Here is a 13,973-nt window from a genome sequence, read left to right as displayed (position 1 = left end):
CGGGCCGGGCGCTCGTCCCGAGGGGTGGGTAAACCTGCGGCGGGGGTGGTGCGGGCGCACGGGTTTCCGTACGTCCCACCACTGCGCGCCCGTTGACGCTCCCTCCGTTCGGCGGTTTCACTCGAAGCATCGGGCGCCGGAGTGTGCCCGCTTCACGGAGGGACCAGCTCGATGAAGGCCAACCCGACCCGCCCGGCACCCGCCCGCGACAGCATCGAGCCGCCTGCCCCGAAGCTGCTGCCCGTCCTCGCCGCCGGCTGCGGCTGCGGCCCGGGCTGCGGCTGCGGCTGCCAGTCCGGCGCGCCCTGCCAGTGCGGCGGCGCGGACGGCGGCTGCTGCGGCGGTCACTGAGCACTCCCGAGGTGCACGGCGTTCCGGCGGCCGTGCACCTCGTTCGTTTCCGCGTCCTCGTCCTCGTCCTCGTCCTCGTCACGCCTGGGCCGGCCCCTGCGAGCCCGGCGTCAGAACCTGACGTCGGTGCAGGAGTAGAAGGCGTTCCCGGTGTCGGCGATCGTCCAGACCGCGACGACCACCTGGTGACCGGTGCGCCCGCCCGGGACGGCCGCGGTGTGGCTGAGCGTGCTCGGCACCTGCTTCCCGCCGTACGGGACGACCAGGAAGGGCGTCAGGTCCAGGTTCGCCCGGGTGATCGGCTGGCCGGCGTCGTAGCCCGGCTTCGTCAGGTAGTACCGGAAGTCGGTGGTCGCGTGCCGGGCGGTGAACGTCCAGGTGAAGGTGAGCGACCGGCCCGCCGTCACCTGGGTGGTCGGCCAGGCGCCCGCGTGCGGGTCGTCCAGCTCGGCGAAGCGCGCGTTGCCGCCGGAGCAGATGGTGCCGTCCGACGGGCCCAGCGCCGGGAAGCCCTTGGGGCCCTCGACGCTCTGCGGCTCCCACTGGATGTCGCCGCAGTCCCAGGGGACGCCGCTCGTGTGCACGTCGCAGAGCGCGGCCCTGCTGGGCGGGGTCGAGATCCAGCCGTGGGACGAGGCCGGGAAGGCGAGCGTGAGCGGTACCGCCAGCGCGGCGACCACCGCCCCGACGATGTGACGTGTGCGCATGGTGCTCCTCCGTGGGGGTGGATGGAGAGTGCACCGGGGCGCGGACGCGCACGTGGGGGTGCGGGCCCGGACGGGGTGATCCATGGCATGACCGCGCCTCGGCCCGGTGCCCTCACCGTAGGAGCGGCCGCCACCGCCCGTCAATGGTCTGAACCATTTTCACAGAACCCAACTCACCCACCAGGCAAGCAAGTTGAACGGAAAAGGCCCCGCCCCCGGCGAACCGGGTAACGGGGCCTCCACGCACTGCGGGCCGACTGCTCGCCCTCCCGGGCTTACTTCTTGCCCTGGTTCTTGACCGCCTCGATGGCCGCCGCGGCGGCGTCCGGGTCGAGGTAGCGGCCGCCCGTGGTGACGGGCTTGAAGTCGGCGTCCAGCTCGTACAGCAGCGGGATGCCGGTCGGGATGTTCAGGCCGGCGATGGCCTCGTCGGAGATGCCGTCGAGGTGCTTGACCAGCGCGCGCAGGCTGTTGCCGTGGGCGGTGACCAGGACGGTCCGGCCGGAGGCGAGGTCCGGGACGATGGCGTCGTACCAGTAGGGGAGCATCCGCTCGACGACGTCCTTCAGGCACTCGGTGCGCGGACGCAGCTCGCTCGGGATGTCGGCGTAGCGGGCGTCACCGGCCTGCGAGTACTCGGCGTCGTCGGCCAGCACCGGCGGCGGAGTGTCGTAGGAGCGGCGCCACAGCTGGAACTGGTCCTCACCGAACTCGGCCAGGGTCTGGGCCTTGTCCTTGCCCTGCAGCGCGCCGTAGTGGCGCTCGTTCAGGCGCCAGCTGCGGCTCACCGGGATCCAGTGGCGGTCGGCCTTGTCCAGGGCGATCTGGGAGGTGCGGATCGCGCGGCGCAGCAGGGAGGTGTGCACCACGTCGGGGAACAGGCCCTCGGCGGCCAGGAGCTCGCCACCGCGGGCGGCCTCCTTCTCACCCTTCTCGTTGAGGTCGACGTCGACCCAACCGGTGAACAGGTTCTTCTGGTTCCACTGGCTCTCGCCGTGGCGGAGCAGGATGAGTCGGTACGTCGTGTCAGCCATGGGCCCCAGCTTAGTGGAGGGCCCGAAAACCCCTGGTGGGGGCCTTCGGCCGCCATGTAATGTGCACAGAGCGCATCTGACACTTACATGCGTCGCTGACCGGGCCTGCCCGCGCCGCTCAGCGGACGCCTGCCCTCGGGAGCCCCCACATGCTCGTCACCGCCCGGTTCAGAACAATGGTGCAGGAGACGGCGGGCGGACTGCCGCGCCGGTTCTGGTGGCTCTGGGTCTCGACCCTGGTCAACCGGCTCGGCGCCTTCGTGGTCACCTTCCTCGCGCTCTACCTCACCAGCAGCCGGGGGTACTCGGCATCCTACGCGGGCCTGGTCGCCGCCCTGTTCGGCCTGGGCTCGGCGGTCTCCTCGATCGTGGCGGGGGTGCTGACCGACCGGATCGGGCGCCGCCCGACCCTGCTCGCCGCGCAGCTCGGCACCGCGCTGTTCACCGCCGTGCTCGGCTTCACCAACGGCCAGGCGGCGATCGCGGTGGTCGCCTTCCTGGTGGGCTTCTGCAACAACGCCACCCGCCCGGCCATCTCGGCGATCATCGCGGACATCGTGCCGCCCGCCGACCGGGTCCGCGCCTACTCGCTGAACTTCTGGGCGATCAACCTGGGCTTCGGCCTCTCATCGGCGGTCGCCGGCCTGATCGCCGCCCACGGCTACCTCACGCTCTTCCTGCTGGACGCGCTCTCCACGGTGCTCTGCGCGGTGGTGGTCTTCGTCCGGATCCCGGAGACCAAGCCCGACGCCCCGGCGACGAAGGCCGAGGAACCGGCGGTCGGCTTGGGCACGGTGTTCCGCGACCGCCGCTTCATGGCCGTGGTCGGGCTCACCCTGCTGCTCGCTCTGGTGCTCCAGCAGGGGGCCACCACCCTCGCGGTGGACATGGGCCGCCAGGGGGTCACGTCCACCGAGTACGGCCTGGTCATCGGCCTGAACGGGCTGCTGATCGTGCTGCTGCAGCTCCCGCTCACCCGGTGGGTCGAGACCCGCAGCCGGTCGGCCATGCTGGCCGCGGCCTCGCTGTTCATCGGCTGGGGGTTCGGGATGACGGCCCTGGCCGGGTCGTCCGCCTGGCTCTACGCCCTGACCGTGGCGGTCTGGACGATCGGGGAGATCCTCTACACCCCGACCCTCATGGGCCTGATCGCCGAGCTGTCCCCCACCCATGCGCGCGGGCGCTACCAGGGCGTCTACTCGCTCTCCTGGTCGATCGCCCTGTGCCTCGGCCCGGCCGCGGGCGGCGTGCTGCTGGAGCGGGCGGGCGGCGGGGTGCTGTGGGGCGCGTGCGGGGTGTGCGGCACGGTCGCCGCGGTCGGGTACGTGCTGCTGGGGAGGCGGACCGGCGCCGCGACGGGCACGGGGGCGGTCGCGGCCGGCGCAGTCGGCGCGGCTACCGAGGCGGGCGGAGCCGCTGGGGCTTCTGGGGCCGTCGAGGCCGTCGAGGTGCCGACGCCCGCGGCCGGGCCCGCGGAGGCTCCGGCGCGCGCCTGATCCTCAGTCTGCCGCCGGCAGCCGGCGGTCGGCTGCCGTCAGTCGGCGTTCGGCGGCCCGTCGGCCACCGGGGCCGCCAGGTGGGCGAAGGCGGCCAGGTTGCGGGTGGACTCCCCGCGCTTGGTCCGCCACTCCCACTCGCGCCGGATCGCCGAGGCGAAGCCCAGCTCCAGCAGGGTGTTGAACGGCTCGTCCGCGTTCTCCAGCACCGTCCCGAGCAGCCGGTCCACGACCGGCGGGGTGAGCGCCTCCAGCGGCAGCCGGCCGGCCAGGTAGACGTCACCGAGCGCGTCGATCGCGTAGGCCACGCCGTAGAGCCTGGTGTTGCGCTCCAGCAGCCAGCGGTAGACCGCCTCGTGGTTCTCGTCCGGGCGGCGGATCACGAAGGCGTTCACCGACAGGGTGTGGTCGCCGGCCCGCAGGGCGCAGGTGGTGCTCAGCTTCCGGGTGCCCGGGAGGGTCGCCACCAGGGTGTACGGGTCGGTGGCGGCCGGCTCCCAGGCCACCCCGGCGTCGTCCAGGGCGGTGCGCAGGAGGGTCAGGGCCTCGTCCTTGGTGCGGATTGCCATGGGGTTGACGTTACTCGTCGGTACCCGCCGGACGCAGCCCCGGCCCGCCCGAACCGCCCCGCCCGGGCCCCGGCCTCAGGTGAGCCGGCGCCGGGCGGCCAGCCGACCGGCCGGGCGGGCCAGGCTGCCCGCGTACACCTCGGCCGTGGTCGCCGCGGCGGTGTCCCAGCCGAAGGCGGTCGCGTGCCGGGCCGCCGCCGCGCCGCGCCGGGCCACCAGCGCCGGGTCGGTGACGTACGGCTCCAGTGCGTGCGACCACGCCAGCGGGTCGTGGCCGCGCACCAGGCTGCCGGTCTCGCCGTCCCGCACCGCGACCGGCAGGCCACCGACCGCGGCCGCCACCACCGGCGTGCCGCAGGCCTGCGCCTCCAGCGCGACCAGGCCGAAGGACTCGCTGTACGAGGGCATCACCAGGGCCGTCGCCGCGCGGTACCACTCGGCGAGCCGCTCCTGACCGACCGGCGGGTGGAACCGGACCACGTCGGAGATGCCGAGCTGGGCGGCGAGCTTGTGCAGGCTCTCCGGCCGGGCCAGGCCGGTGCCGGACGGGCCGCCGACGACCGGCACCACCAGGCGCTCGCGCAGCTCCGGGCGGCGCGCCAGCAGCGCGGCGACCGCCCGCAGCAGCACGTCCGGGGCCTTGAGCGGCTGGATCCGGCCGGCGAAGAGCAGCACCGCGGCGTCCGGCGGCAGGCCCAGCCGGGCCCGGGCGGCGGCGGACGCCCCCGCGCTGCCGGGGCGGAAGACGTCGAGGTTGACCCCGGGGTGGACGACGGCCAGCTGGTCCGGCCGGGCGGCGTAGTGCAGCGCCAGCTCGGCGGCCTCCTCGGTGGTGTTGGCGATCAGCCGGTCGGCCGCCTCCACCACCTGGGTCTCGCCGATCACCCGGGCGGCGGGCTCGGGCGTGTCCCCCTCGGCCAGCGCGGCGTTCTTGACCTTCGCCATGGTGTGCATGGTGTGCACCAGCGGCACCCCCCAGCGCTGCGCGGCCAGCCAGCCGACCTGCCCGGAGAGCCAGTAGTGCGAGTGCACCAGGTCGTAGTGGCCGGGGCGGTGGCCCGCCTCCGTGCGCAGCACCCCGTGGGTGAAGGCGCACAGCTGGGCCGGCAGGTCCTCCTTGACCAGGCCCTCGTACGGCCCGGCGGTGACGTGGCGGACCAGCACGCCCGGGGCCAGCTCGACGGTCGGGGCGTCGTCCGAGCAGATCGCCCGGGTGAACACCTCGACCTCGATGTTGAGGTCTGCCAGGCGCTTGGCCAGCTCGACGATGTAGACGTTCATCCCACCGGCGTCCCCGGTACCGGGCTGGTGCAGCGGCGAGGTGTGGACGCTCAGCATGGCTATCCGGCGCGGGCGGCGGCGGCCCGGGACGAGCGACTGGAGCCGGCCGAGCGCGGGTACGGCGGGCTGGGCACGACGTACCGAACGGACGGGGTGCTGGATCACCTGGCTGAAGCCTCCTCTGTGCGGCCCGTCTAGGCGGTCCGTGCCGGGCCGCCCGTAGTCCGGTGTGCGCTGCCCCGTCCGGGCACACATCACCACCAGTGTGCCAACCACGCGGGCGGCATCCGGCATTCCCGGTCCGGCCCACGAGCATGACCGGCCCGGCCGAGCGGCACCGGCGGACCCGGCGCACGCGCACCGCCGATCCGGGCCGGCAGCACCGCAGGCCCGGTCCAGGCGCCGGGCGGGCCGGCATCACCCCTGGTCAGCGCGGTGCCGTCGACGCCCCGACTACCCTTCTCGGCATGGCCGCCTCCTTCGACCCCGCCACTGCCGCGCCCTCCCGTGGGCGGACCGGGCGCCCGGTGGGGACCGTCACCCGGGGCACCACCAACACCAACCGGCTGCGCCGGATGGACCGCTGGATCGCCCACACCCTGGGCCGTGCGCTGCGCGCCGCCGAGCACCCGCCGGTCGCGGTGGACCTCGGCTACGGTGCCGCGCCGTGGACGGCCGTCGAACTCGCCGCCCGGCTGCGCGCGGTGCGGCCGGACGTCCGGGTGGTCGGGATCGAGATCGAACCGGAGCGGGTCACCGCCGCGCTGCCGTACGCCGAGCCGCCGCTGCTCACCTTCCGGCGCGGCGGCTTCGAGGTCCCGCTGGACGGCGGCGCGCCGGCCCGGCTGATCCGGGCGGCCAACGTGCTGCGGCAGTACGACGAGGCGGCGGTGGCCGGGGTCTGGGAGCGGCTGTGCGCGCGGCTCGCCCCGGACGGGCTGCTGGTCGAGGGCACCTGCGACGAGATCGGCCGGCGGCACGTCTGGGTGGCGCTCGGCCCGGAGGGGCCCCGGACGGTGACCTTCGCGGCCCGGCTCGGCGGCCTGGCCCAGCCCTCCGACCTCGCCGAGCGGCTGCCGAAGGCGCTGATCCACCACAACGTGCCGGGCCGGCCGGTGCACGCCTTCCTGACCGACTTCGACCGGGCCTGGGCGGCCGCGGCGCCGTACGGGGCGTTCGGGGCGCGGCAGCGCTGGGTGGCGGCCTGTACGGCGCTGGCGGGCAGCTGGCCGCTGGTGGACGCGCGCGGGCGGTGGCGGCAGGGCGAGGTCACCGTGCCCTGGTCGGCGCTCGCACCGTAGCGGCCGCAGCCACCGCACGGCGCGGGGCAGTTCCGGGCGGTTCCGGCGGTACGGGCAGTGCGGGCCGTGCGGGCCGCATGGGGCCGTTCGGGCGGGAGCCGGCGAGCGATCCGGCGCATTCACTCGAACGAGTTATCGAATATCTCTGGCGTGTTGACGCCTCGTCACGCCACGATGGACGCGGCCGGGCGGCGACACCACACGCCGCCCGGTCCGCACCACGCCCAGCCGTCAGCCGTCCCGCCCGAGCAACTCCCGCCGGGCCTGTTCGAACACCCCGTACATCTCCGCCCCGAACAGCACGAACCGCACCTCCACCGGCTCCGCACCCGCCTCCGCGCCGCCGCCGTCCAACACCCGGGCGACGGTTTCCAGCGCGATCCGGGCCGCGTCCGCCGGCGGCCAGCCGAAGATCCCGGCCGACACGGCCGGGAAGGCCACCGTGCGCGCGCCCAGCTCCGCCGCGACGCGCAGCGACTCCCGATAGCAGGAGGCCAACAGCTCCGCCCGCTCCTCGTACTCCTCCTCCAGGTACACCGGCCCGACGGTGTGCACGACCCACCGGGCCGGCAGCAGCCCTGCCGTCGTCGCCACCGCGCGCCCGGTGGGCAGCCCCTTGCCCCAGTGCGAGGCGCGCAGCCGGCGACAGTCCTCCAGGATCTGCGGCCCGCCCTTGCGGTGGATCGCACCGTCCACCCCGCCACCGCCCAGGAGGGACGAGTTCGCGGCGTTCACCACCGCGTCCACCTGCTGTTCCGTGATGTCACCCTCGACCAGGGTGATCCGTGTCACCACTGCTTGCCCCCTTCACCGCCCCGTGCGGCCGAAGCCGCGACGGGCATCCGTCGTCATCCGAGTCCGATCGCCACACCGCCACCGGCGTGGCAATAACCACAACGGCGCCGGTCGGCCAGAGAAATCCCCGGAGATCACGTTATGGTCGCGAGAAGTTCCCCGACGCACGGTGCCAGGCGGGCACTGCGGACGGACGTCGACCGTTACGCAGTCGGGGAAAGGGAGGAACCACCGATGCCCGCAACGGGAGACGGGCGGGCACCTGGTGCCGCGGACCTGCCGGGCGCCCACAGCGCCCCCGTCGGCCATGCCCGCAACCGCCCGGTCACCACCGGCCCGGCGACGGCGACTCCCCCGATACCCCACCCCCGTTCGCAGGCGGTGCGGGCCGCGCACGCCGTCCACCCGTCGCACGTCACCGAGGTCCCGCCGGGGCCGGGCCCCGACAACCCCGCCGACGGCGGGGCGCCGCTGCGGCTGCTGGTCATCGAGGACGACGCCTCGGACGCCCAGCTGATCAAGGCGGCGGTGGCCGACAGCGGCACCTCGATCGAGATCCACTGGGCCCGCGGCCTCGACCAGGCCGCCACGCTGCTCACCCAGTCCGCGCTCTCGGCCCGGCGCGGGCGCTCCCGCGGCCCCGGCTTCGACTGCGTGCTGCTCGACCTCGCCGCGCCCGCCGACCTGCCGCACCCCTCCGACGCCTCCGACGGGCTGGAGGGCCTGCACGAACTGCTCCGCCGCGCCCCGCACATCCCCGTGGTGGTGCTCACCGACGCCGCCGGGGCCGAACTCGGCGCGGCCGCCGTCGCCGCCGGCGCCCAGGACTTCCTGATCAAGCACGAGACGGACGGACCGCTGCTGGCCCGTGCCCTGCGCTACGCCGTCGAACGCAAGCGCGCCGACGAGTCCCAGCGCCGCCTCGTCGAGGCCGAGCTGCGCGGCCAGGAGAACGCCCGCCTCCAGCGCCACCTGCTGCCCACGCCGCTGCTGGACGGCGCCGGGCTCTCCTTCACCCGCCGCTACCGCCCCGGCCGCCGCCGCGCCCTGCTCGGCGGCGACTTCTACGACGCCGTGCGCACCGACGACGGCACCGTCCACGTCGTGATCGGCGACGTCTGCGGCCACGGCCCGGACGAGGCCGCGCTCGGCGTCGCGCTCCGGATAGCGTGGCGCACCCTGGTCTTCGCGGGCCTCACCGGCGAGGCCCTGCTCACCACCCTCCAGCACGTCCTGGAGCACGAGCGGCGCAGCGACGAGATCTTCGCGACGCTCTGCATGCTCGTCATCGAGCCCGGCGGCACCGGTGGCGACCTCGACTCGCTCGGCAGCGGCGAACGGGCCCGGCTCTACCTGGCCGGGCACCCGGCCCCGCTGCTGCTCGGCCGCGACCACGAGCCGGTCTCGCTGTCCGCCGACCTCGCCGGGCCCGCGCTCGGCCTGCTGCCGTGCCACGACGGGCAGGCCGCCTGGCCCGCGCACGAGGTCGAACTCCGGCCCGGCTGGCGGCTGTTGCTCTACACCGACGGCCTGATCGAGGGGCGGGTCGGGGCCGGTTCCCGGCGCCTGGGCCAGGACGGGCTCGCCGGGCTGATCGGCGACCACCAGGCCGCCGGGCTGACCCGGGGGCGGCTGGTGGACAGCGCCATCGCCGAGGTCGAGGAGCTGAACGGCGGCGCGCTGACCGACGACGTCGCGGTGCTGCTGCTGGAGCGCAACCCGGTGCAGCTGATCCTCGGCTGACGGACCGCCGGGGTGACCGGGCCGGGTCGGGCCGGTCGGCGGAGGGCATGCTACGGCCCGGGCGGGTGAACTCCCCGCCCGGGCCGTCGCGTTGTCCGCTGCCGGACCTACCAGGGCCCGTACGGGCCGGTGTTGCTCCGGCCTCCCCGGCCGCCGCCCCCGGTCAGCGCCCGGATCGCGGGGCGGACGTCCACCACGTAGACGATCGAGGCGACCAGGCCCGCCAGGGTGCCGATGCCGGTGAAGAAGTTGACCCCGAACAGGAAGTCCCAGCCGAAGGAGATCGCGAGGATCGCGACCCAGAACCCCTTGGTCTTCTTGTCCGCCGCCCGGTACGCGTCCTCCCGACGGGTGGCCGCGTCGGCCAGGGCGAACAACTTGTAGGCGAGGATGGCGATCGTCGCCCACCAGATCGGGTTCAGGTAGGAAAAGGCCAGAATCTGGAGCACTCCGACCATCGCGATCTCCTCTGTCTCTCGATTCCCGTGCGTGGACCGCCGCCCATCCTGGCACGGCGGCCGTCCGCACCGGTGTCAACGTTCCATGGTCACCGGATGTGCCCTCACCGGAGGGCCACCGCTCACTCCCCGGCGGTGGAGCCGGACTTGCGGGCCCGGGCGGACTTCTTCGGCACCGGCGCGGCGGCACGGTCCGCCGACGGCCCGGCGTCGACCGACCCGGCCTCGACGGGCTCGACCTCGACCAGTTCGGCCTCGACCACCTCGACCTCGACCGGCTCGGGCCAGGTCGGCTGCTCCGCCGGATCGACCGTCCCGGCGGGGGCGGCGGGGCGGGTCTTCTCCACCACGACCTTGCCGCGCTCGGCCAGCTCGTCGTACGTCTCCTTGGCCTTCACCGCCAGCTCCACCGCGCGGCCCACCTGCTGCAGCGCGAAGCCCTGGGCCCGCTCCTGCAGGGCCTTGAGGTCGGTGGGCAGGGCGTTGACGGCCTCGCCGACCTTGGCCGGAGCCCCGGCCAGCAGCGACTGCGCCTCCTGGAGCCTGGCGGTGGCCTTCTCCTGCGCGCCCTTGCGGTCCGCCGCCAGCGCCTCGACCCTGCCCGGCACCTCGCGCAGCTTCTCGTACGCGAGGTCCCCGGCACCGGCCAGGGCGTACAGCGGGGTCGGGTCGCTGAGGGTCTTCTTGATCTCGTCGGTGATCGGCATGGTTACCGGTCCTCCCGGTTGTTCTGGGTGGCTGAGCCGTCGGTCGTCGCACCGGGGGCCGGAGCGGCGTTCTCCTTGAGGAAGGCGTCGTAGACCGCGAGCAGCGCCTGCTTCTGCTGCTCGTTGATCAGCGGATCGGCCAGGATCGAGGCCCGCAGCTCCAGGCCCTCGCCCCGCCGCTCCTCCAGGATCCCGGCCTGGACGTACAGCGTCTCCGCCGAGATCCGCAGCGCCTTGGCGATCTGCTGCAGGATCTCCGCGCTCGGCTTGCGCAGCCCGCGCTCGATCTGGCTGAGGTACGGGTTGGACACGCCGGCGGCCTCCGCCAGCTGCCGCAGGGAGTACTGCGCGCTGCGGCGCTGCTCCCGGATGTACTCGCCGAGCGAGCCGACGTTGAGTGAGGCCATGCGGACAGCCTGCAGCACCCTGCTTGCAAATGCAAGCAGGGTGCTAGCGGGAGCAAACGTGTCGGGCCGGCGGGCCCGGTCGGTCAGGGCAGGTGGGCGAGCAGCAGCCCGGTGAGCCGTTCGGGGGTGCGCAGCGGGAGGTAGTGGTCGGCGGCCGGGAGGAGGCGGGCCCGGGCGCCGGGGATGTCGGCGGCGAGCCGCTTCGCGATCGCCGCGATCTCCGGGTGGTCCCGGTCGCCGTGGACGACCAGGGTGGGAACGGCGACCTCGCCGAGGCGGGGTTCGGCGGGCCGCCCGGGGGCGCCGGCGAGGAAGTGCTCGCTGACGATGCGGCGGGCGGCGTTCTCCTCGACCATCGTCGCGATCAGCTCGCCGCCCGGTGCCGTCCGGCCCAGGGCGGCCCAGACGGACAGTTCCAGCTCGGCCAGCGCGGCCGCGTCACCCCGTCGGCGGGCCTCGGCGTAGGCGGTGGTCTCCGGGGTCGGCGGCCAGTCGTGGCCGCTGACCGAGGAACCGATCAGGCCGAGGGCGGTCACCCGGTCCGGGTGGGCGAGGGCGAAGTCGAGCGCGGTCTCCCCGCCCAGGCTGAGGCCGACCAGCGCGGCGCGGGCCAGGCCGAAATGGTCCAGCACGGCGCGCAGGTCCTCGACGTCGTCGAAGGGCCGCTCCGGTTCGGCGGAACGGCCCAGGCCCCGGGCGTCGTAGCGGATCACGTCGTGGTGGTGGGCGAGCTCCGGGAGGACCGCGTCCCACAGCCGGGAGTCCATGCCGGAGCCGTGCAGCAGCACCACCGGGCTGCCGGAGCCGACCCGCTCCGCCCACAACCGGCCGCCACCGGGCGCGGGAACGTGGAACTGAGCGGGGACGTGGACCTGGACCTCGGACCCGGGACGACCGGTGGGCTGGCTCATCCGGCGATCCTCGCAGAGCCCTCGCCGGGCGGGCCGGTCAGGCAGGGTCGGGAGACGGGTCAGACAGGGACGGGAGGCGGTCAGGGGAGGCGGACGGGCATCAGGACGGAGAAGGTGCCCGTCCGGCCGGGGGTGCGGATGGCCAGCGGGGCGATGGGGCCGCCGAGTTCGAGGACGAGCTGTTCGGGCCGCCCGGCGGCGAGGGCGTCGAGGAGGAAGTCCCGGTTGACGGCCAGTCGGACGTCCTCGGGGGCCGGGTCGGCGGCGACGGTCAGCCGGCCGTCCCCGGTCAGGGTGAGGACGGTGACCTCGCAGTCCGCGCCGTGCGGGCCGGAGGGCAGGGTGCGGGTGGCACCGGTCTCGACGGCGGCGCGCAGGTCGGCGGCGGGGAGGGTGACCCGGTGTTCCGGTTCGAGCCTGGCGACGGCCCGGTGGTCGGGGTAGTCGAGGTCCGGGGCGGCGCCCTCGACCCGGTGTCCGCCCGCCTCGGCGCGGACCAGGCCGCCACCGAGGGTGAGCGCGACCTCGGTGGCCCCCGGGCCGAGCAGGGCGCGCAGCGCGTCCACCAGCGGGGTCGGGACGATCGTGCCGGCCACCGGCTGCTCCGGCGCGTCGCCGGTGGCGGGCGCCTCGGCGAAGGCCATCCGGTAGCGGTCGGTGGCCACCAGGCGCAGCACCGGGCCGTCCGGCTCGAACAGCACCCCGGCGAGGGCGGGCAGGTCGGGGTCGTCGCCGACCGCGAAGCGGACCGCGTCCAGGGCGGCGGCCAGGCCGTCGGCCGGGACGGTGAAGCGCGGGACGGCGAAGCGCGGGACGGTGCGTCCGGGGTCGGCGGGGTCGGTGGTCATCGGCTGCTCCCTCTGGTCGGCCATCGCGCGGATCACGGAGAGTTCGCGGCGGGCGTCGACCAGGCCGTCCTCCAGCCGCCGCAGGTGCGCGTCGAGCACCCGGGCGGCCTCGCCGCCACCGGGGGCCGCGCCGAGCACGGCGCGGATGCCGGCCAGCGGCAGGCCGACCCGGCGCAGCCGGGCCAGCAGTCGGGCGTCGGCGAGCTGGCCGGGCCGGTACCAGCGGTAGCCGGTCCGCGGGTCGACCCAGGCGGGGGTGAGCACCTCGGCGCCGTCGTAGTAGCGCAGGGTGCCGACGCCGAGGCCGCTGGCGCGGGCCAGCTCGCCGATGCTGTGCAGCTCGCTCTCCATGCCGGTGACTCTGCGGGCTCGACCGGGTCGAGGGTCAAGCCCGCACGGCGGCGGGGGCGGGAGCGGTCAGGTGGGTGAGCTTGTGCGGGTTGCGGACGGCGCGGATCGCGGAGATCAGGAGCGTGCCGTCCGTCCCCGCGACGAAGTCGAGCACCGAGACGGAGTCGACCGCGCCGCCCACGGTGACCAGCAGGCCGGGCTCGCCGTTGACCAGGACCGGATGGGCGGCGCCCTCGCGCAGCTGCCGGAGCACGCCGAGGGTTGCGCGGGCCACGCTCTCGGCGCCGGTGACCGGCCACAGCGCGGCGCCGACCACTCCGCCGCCGTCGATCCAGGCGGTGACCCCGGGGGCGAGCAGTTCGAGCATCCGGCTGATGTCGCCGCCGACGCAGGCCATCAGGAACTCGTCGGTGGCGCGGCGGCGCAGCTCGGGCGGGGCGTCGGAGCGGGGCCGGGCGGCGCGGACCTGCGCCCGGGCCAGGCTGCCGACCTCGCGGCAGGCGCTCTCGGTGTGGCCCAGGGCCTCGGCGATCTCGCGGTAGGAGAAGCCGCAGGTCTCCTTGAGGACGAACACCGCGCGCTCGTCCGGGGAGAGGCTTTCCAGCACCGTCAGCAGGGCGAGCGAGGCGGTTCGGGTGCGCTCGGCGCCGTCGGTCACGTCCGGCCCGGTGGGCGGCAGCTCGGTGGGCCATGACTCGGTGGGCGACAGCTCCGTGACCAGCGGCTCGGGCAGCCATGGGCCGACGTACGCTTCGCGGCGGACGGCGGCGGCCTCCAGCCGGTCGAGGGCCAGAGTGGTGACCGTTCGGACGAGGAAGCGACCGGGGTCGGTGACCGGGTCGGTGAGCCCGCTCCAGCGCCGTCGGGTGTCCTCGACCAGCTCCTCGGCGTCGGTGACGCTGCCGAGCATCCGGTAGGCGATGCCGAGGACCGTCCGCCGGTGCCGCTCGAAGTCGGCCGGCCGGGTGTCGTGGGTGTCGGTCATCCCCGGGACGTTACCGCACGGTAGCCGCG

At 74.9% G+C, this 13,973-nt stretch carries 15 protein-coding genes; 4 read left to right on the top strand and 11 right to left on the bottom strand.

Annotation, left to right across the window (positions count from 1 at the left end; translation table 11 throughout):
- Positions 1-171 precede the first annotated feature (171 nt).
- Positions 172-351, top strand: a complete 180-nt coding sequence (locus tag AB0Q99_RS14385) for a hypothetical protein (RefSeq protein ID WP_363571478.1) — start codon at positions 172-174, stop codon at positions 349-351.
- Between the two features lie 110 nt (positions 352-461).
- Here the strand turns inward: AB0Q99_RS14385 and AB0Q99_RS14380 are convergent, their stop codons facing one another.
- Together AB0Q99_RS14380 and AB0Q99_RS14375 are read right to left on the bottom strand one after the other, a co-directional pair.
- A complete protein-coding gene (locus tag AB0Q99_RS14380; RefSeq protein WP_363571476.1) occupies positions 462-1,058 on the bottom strand; it encodes a lytic polysaccharide monooxygenase in 597 nt (198 codons plus the stop codon).
- A gap of 275 nt (positions 1,059-1,333) precedes the next feature.
- Entirely contained in the window at positions 1,334-2,092 is a 759-nt protein-coding gene (locus AB0Q99_RS14375) for a phosphoglyceromutase (RefSeq protein ID WP_363571474.1), read from the bottom strand.
- A gap of 149 nt (positions 2,093-2,241) precedes the next feature.
- On the opposite strand from AB0Q99_RS14375, the gene AB0Q99_RS14370 reads away from it, so the two are divergent.
- The gene (locus tag AB0Q99_RS14370; protein ID WP_363571472.1) at positions 2,242-3,588 is read left to right on the top strand and encodes an MFS transporter; all 1,347 of its coding nucleotides are present in this window, start codon (positions 2,242-2,244) and stop codon (positions 3,586-3,588) included.
- A gap of 38 nt (positions 3,589-3,626) precedes the next feature.
- Here AB0Q99_RS14370 and AB0Q99_RS14365 read toward each other — a convergent pair whose 3' ends face one another.
- Positions 3,627-4,157, bottom strand: coding sequence for a YbjN domain-containing protein (locus tag AB0Q99_RS14365; protein WP_363571470.1), 531 nt, complete (start codon positions 4,155-4,157; stop codon positions 3,627-3,629).
- Positions 4,158-4,232: 75 nt separating this feature from the next.
- Positions 4,233-5,603 carry a D-inositol-3-phosphate glycosyltransferase gene (gene mshA / locus AB0Q99_RS14360; RefSeq protein ID WP_363571468.1) on the bottom strand — a complete coding sequence of 457 codons (1,371 nt, stop codon included), beginning with the start codon at positions 5,601-5,603 and terminating at the stop codon, positions 4,233-4,235.
- Positions 5,604-5,905: 302 nt separating this feature from the next.
- Between mshA and AB0Q99_RS14355 the strand changes: the two genes are divergently transcribed.
- A complete protein-coding gene (locus AB0Q99_RS14355) occupies positions 5,906-6,739 on the top strand; it encodes a class I SAM-dependent methyltransferase (RefSeq protein ID WP_363571466.1) in 834 nt (277 codons plus the stop codon).
- Positions 6,740-6,970: 231 nt separating this feature from the next.
- On the opposite strand, the gene AB0Q99_RS14350 is transcribed toward AB0Q99_RS14355, so the two are convergent.
- A complete protein-coding gene (locus AB0Q99_RS14350) occupies positions 6,971-7,531 on the bottom strand; it encodes an O-acetyl-ADP-ribose deacetylase (RefSeq protein ID WP_363571464.1) in 561 nt (186 codons plus the stop codon).
- Between the two features lie 237 nt (positions 7,532-7,768).
- Here AB0Q99_RS14350 and AB0Q99_RS14345 point away from each other — a divergent pair, with 237 nt between their 5' ends.
- Entirely contained in the window at positions 7,769-9,277 is a 1,509-nt protein-coding gene (locus AB0Q99_RS14345) for a SpoIIE family protein phosphatase (protein ID WP_363571462.1), read from the top strand.
- A gap of 107 nt (positions 9,278-9,384) precedes the next feature.
- Here AB0Q99_RS14345 and AB0Q99_RS14340 read toward each other — a convergent pair whose 3' ends face one another.
- The 6 genes from AB0Q99_RS14340 to AB0Q99_RS14315 form a co-directional block, all read right to left on the bottom strand.
- The gene (locus AB0Q99_RS14340) at positions 9,385-9,735 is read right to left on the bottom strand and encodes a DUF2516 family protein (RefSeq protein ID WP_363571461.1); all 351 of its coding nucleotides are present in this window, start codon (positions 9,733-9,735) and stop codon (positions 9,385-9,387) included.
- A gap of 122 nt (positions 9,736-9,857) precedes the next feature.
- Positions 9,858-10,442 carry a hypothetical protein gene (locus AB0Q99_RS14335; RefSeq protein ID WP_363571459.1) on the bottom strand — a complete coding sequence of 195 codons (585 nt, stop codon included), beginning with the start codon at positions 10,440-10,442 and terminating at the stop codon, positions 9,858-9,860.
- Between the two features lie 2 nt (positions 10,443-10,444).
- Entirely contained in the window at positions 10,445-10,849 is a 405-nt protein-coding gene (locus AB0Q99_RS14330) for a helix-turn-helix transcriptional regulator (protein ID WP_363571457.1), read from the bottom strand.
- Positions 10,850-10,932: 83 nt separating this feature from the next.
- Positions 10,933-11,760, bottom strand: coding sequence for an alpha/beta fold hydrolase (locus AB0Q99_RS14325; RefSeq protein ID WP_363571455.1), 828 nt, complete (start codon positions 11,758-11,760; stop codon positions 10,933-10,935).
- Between the two features lie 80 nt (positions 11,761-11,840).
- Complete coding sequence (locus AB0Q99_RS14320) at positions 11,841-12,959, bottom strand: MerR family transcriptional regulator (RefSeq protein WP_363571453.1); 1,119 nt, start codon at positions 12,957-12,959, stop codon at positions 11,841-11,843.
- Positions 12,960-12,993: 34 nt separating this feature from the next.
- The gene (locus AB0Q99_RS14315; protein WP_363571451.1) at positions 12,994-13,944 is read right to left on the bottom strand and encodes a sigma-70 family RNA polymerase sigma factor; all 951 of its coding nucleotides are present in this window, start codon (positions 13,942-13,944) and stop codon (positions 12,994-12,996) included.
- Positions 13,945-13,973 lie beyond the last annotated feature (29 nt).

This window comes from Kitasatospora sp. NPDC086791 (assembly GCF_040685975.1).
Classification (GTDB): Bacteria; Actinomycetota; Actinomycetes; order Streptomycetales; family Streptomycetaceae; genus Kitasatospora.
The sequence above is the reverse complement of the archived record's forward strand: the minus strand, read 5'-3'. Positions and strand labels throughout refer to the sequence as shown.

What these genes read in the sequence shown, in the direction of transcription:
- AB0Q99_RS14315 (WP_363571451.1), bottom strand. Translation starts at nt 13,944, where the DNA reads ATGACCGACACCCACGACACCCGGCCGGCCGACTTCGAGCGGCACCGG.
- AB0Q99_RS14355 (WP_363571466.1), top strand. Translation starts at nt 5,906, where the DNA reads ATGGCCGCCTCCTTCGACCCCGCCACTGCCGCGCCCTCCCGTGGGCGG.
- AB0Q99_RS14325 (WP_363571455.1), bottom strand. Translation starts at nt 11,760, where the DNA reads ATGAGCCAGCCCACCGGTCGTCCCGGGTCCGAGGTCCAGGTCCACGTC.
- AB0Q99_RS14370 (WP_363571472.1), top strand. Translation starts at nt 2,242, where the DNA reads ATGCTCGTCACCGCCCGGTTCAGAACAATGGTGCAGGAGACGGCGGGC.
- AB0Q99_RS14330 (WP_363571457.1), bottom strand. Translation starts at nt 10,849, where the DNA reads ATGGCCTCACTCAACGTCGGCTCGCTCGGCGAGTACATCCGGGAGCAG.
- AB0Q99_RS14375 (WP_363571474.1), bottom strand. Translation starts at nt 2,092, where the DNA reads ATGGCTGACACGACGTACCGACTCATCCTGCTCCGCCACGGCGAGAGC.
- AB0Q99_RS14345 (WP_363571462.1), top strand. Translation starts at nt 7,769, where the DNA reads ATGCCCGCAACGGGAGACGGGCGGGCACCTGGTGCCGCGGACCTGCCG.
- AB0Q99_RS14380 (WP_363571476.1), bottom strand. Translation starts at nt 1,058, where the DNA reads ATGCGCACACGTCACATCGTCGGGGCGGTGGTCGCCGCGCTGGCGGTA.
- AB0Q99_RS14385 (WP_363571478.1), top strand. Translation starts at nt 172, where the DNA reads ATGAAGGCCAACCCGACCCGCCCGGCACCCGCCCGCGACAGCATCGAG.
- AB0Q99_RS14335 (WP_363571459.1), bottom strand. Translation starts at nt 10,442, where the DNA reads ATGCCGATCACCGACGAGATCAAGAAGACCCTCAGCGACCCGACCCCG.
- AB0Q99_RS14365 (WP_363571470.1), bottom strand. Translation starts at nt 4,157, where the DNA reads ATGGCAATCCGCACCAAGGACGAGGCCCTGACCCTCCTGCGCACCGCC.
- AB0Q99_RS14340 (WP_363571461.1), bottom strand. Translation starts at nt 9,735, where the DNA reads ATGGTCGGAGTGCTCCAGATTCTGGCCTTTTCCTACCTGAACCCGATC.
- AB0Q99_RS14320 (WP_363571453.1), bottom strand. Translation starts at nt 12,959, where the DNA reads ATGGAGAGCGAGCTGCACAGCATCGGCGAGCTGGCCCGCGCCAGCGGC.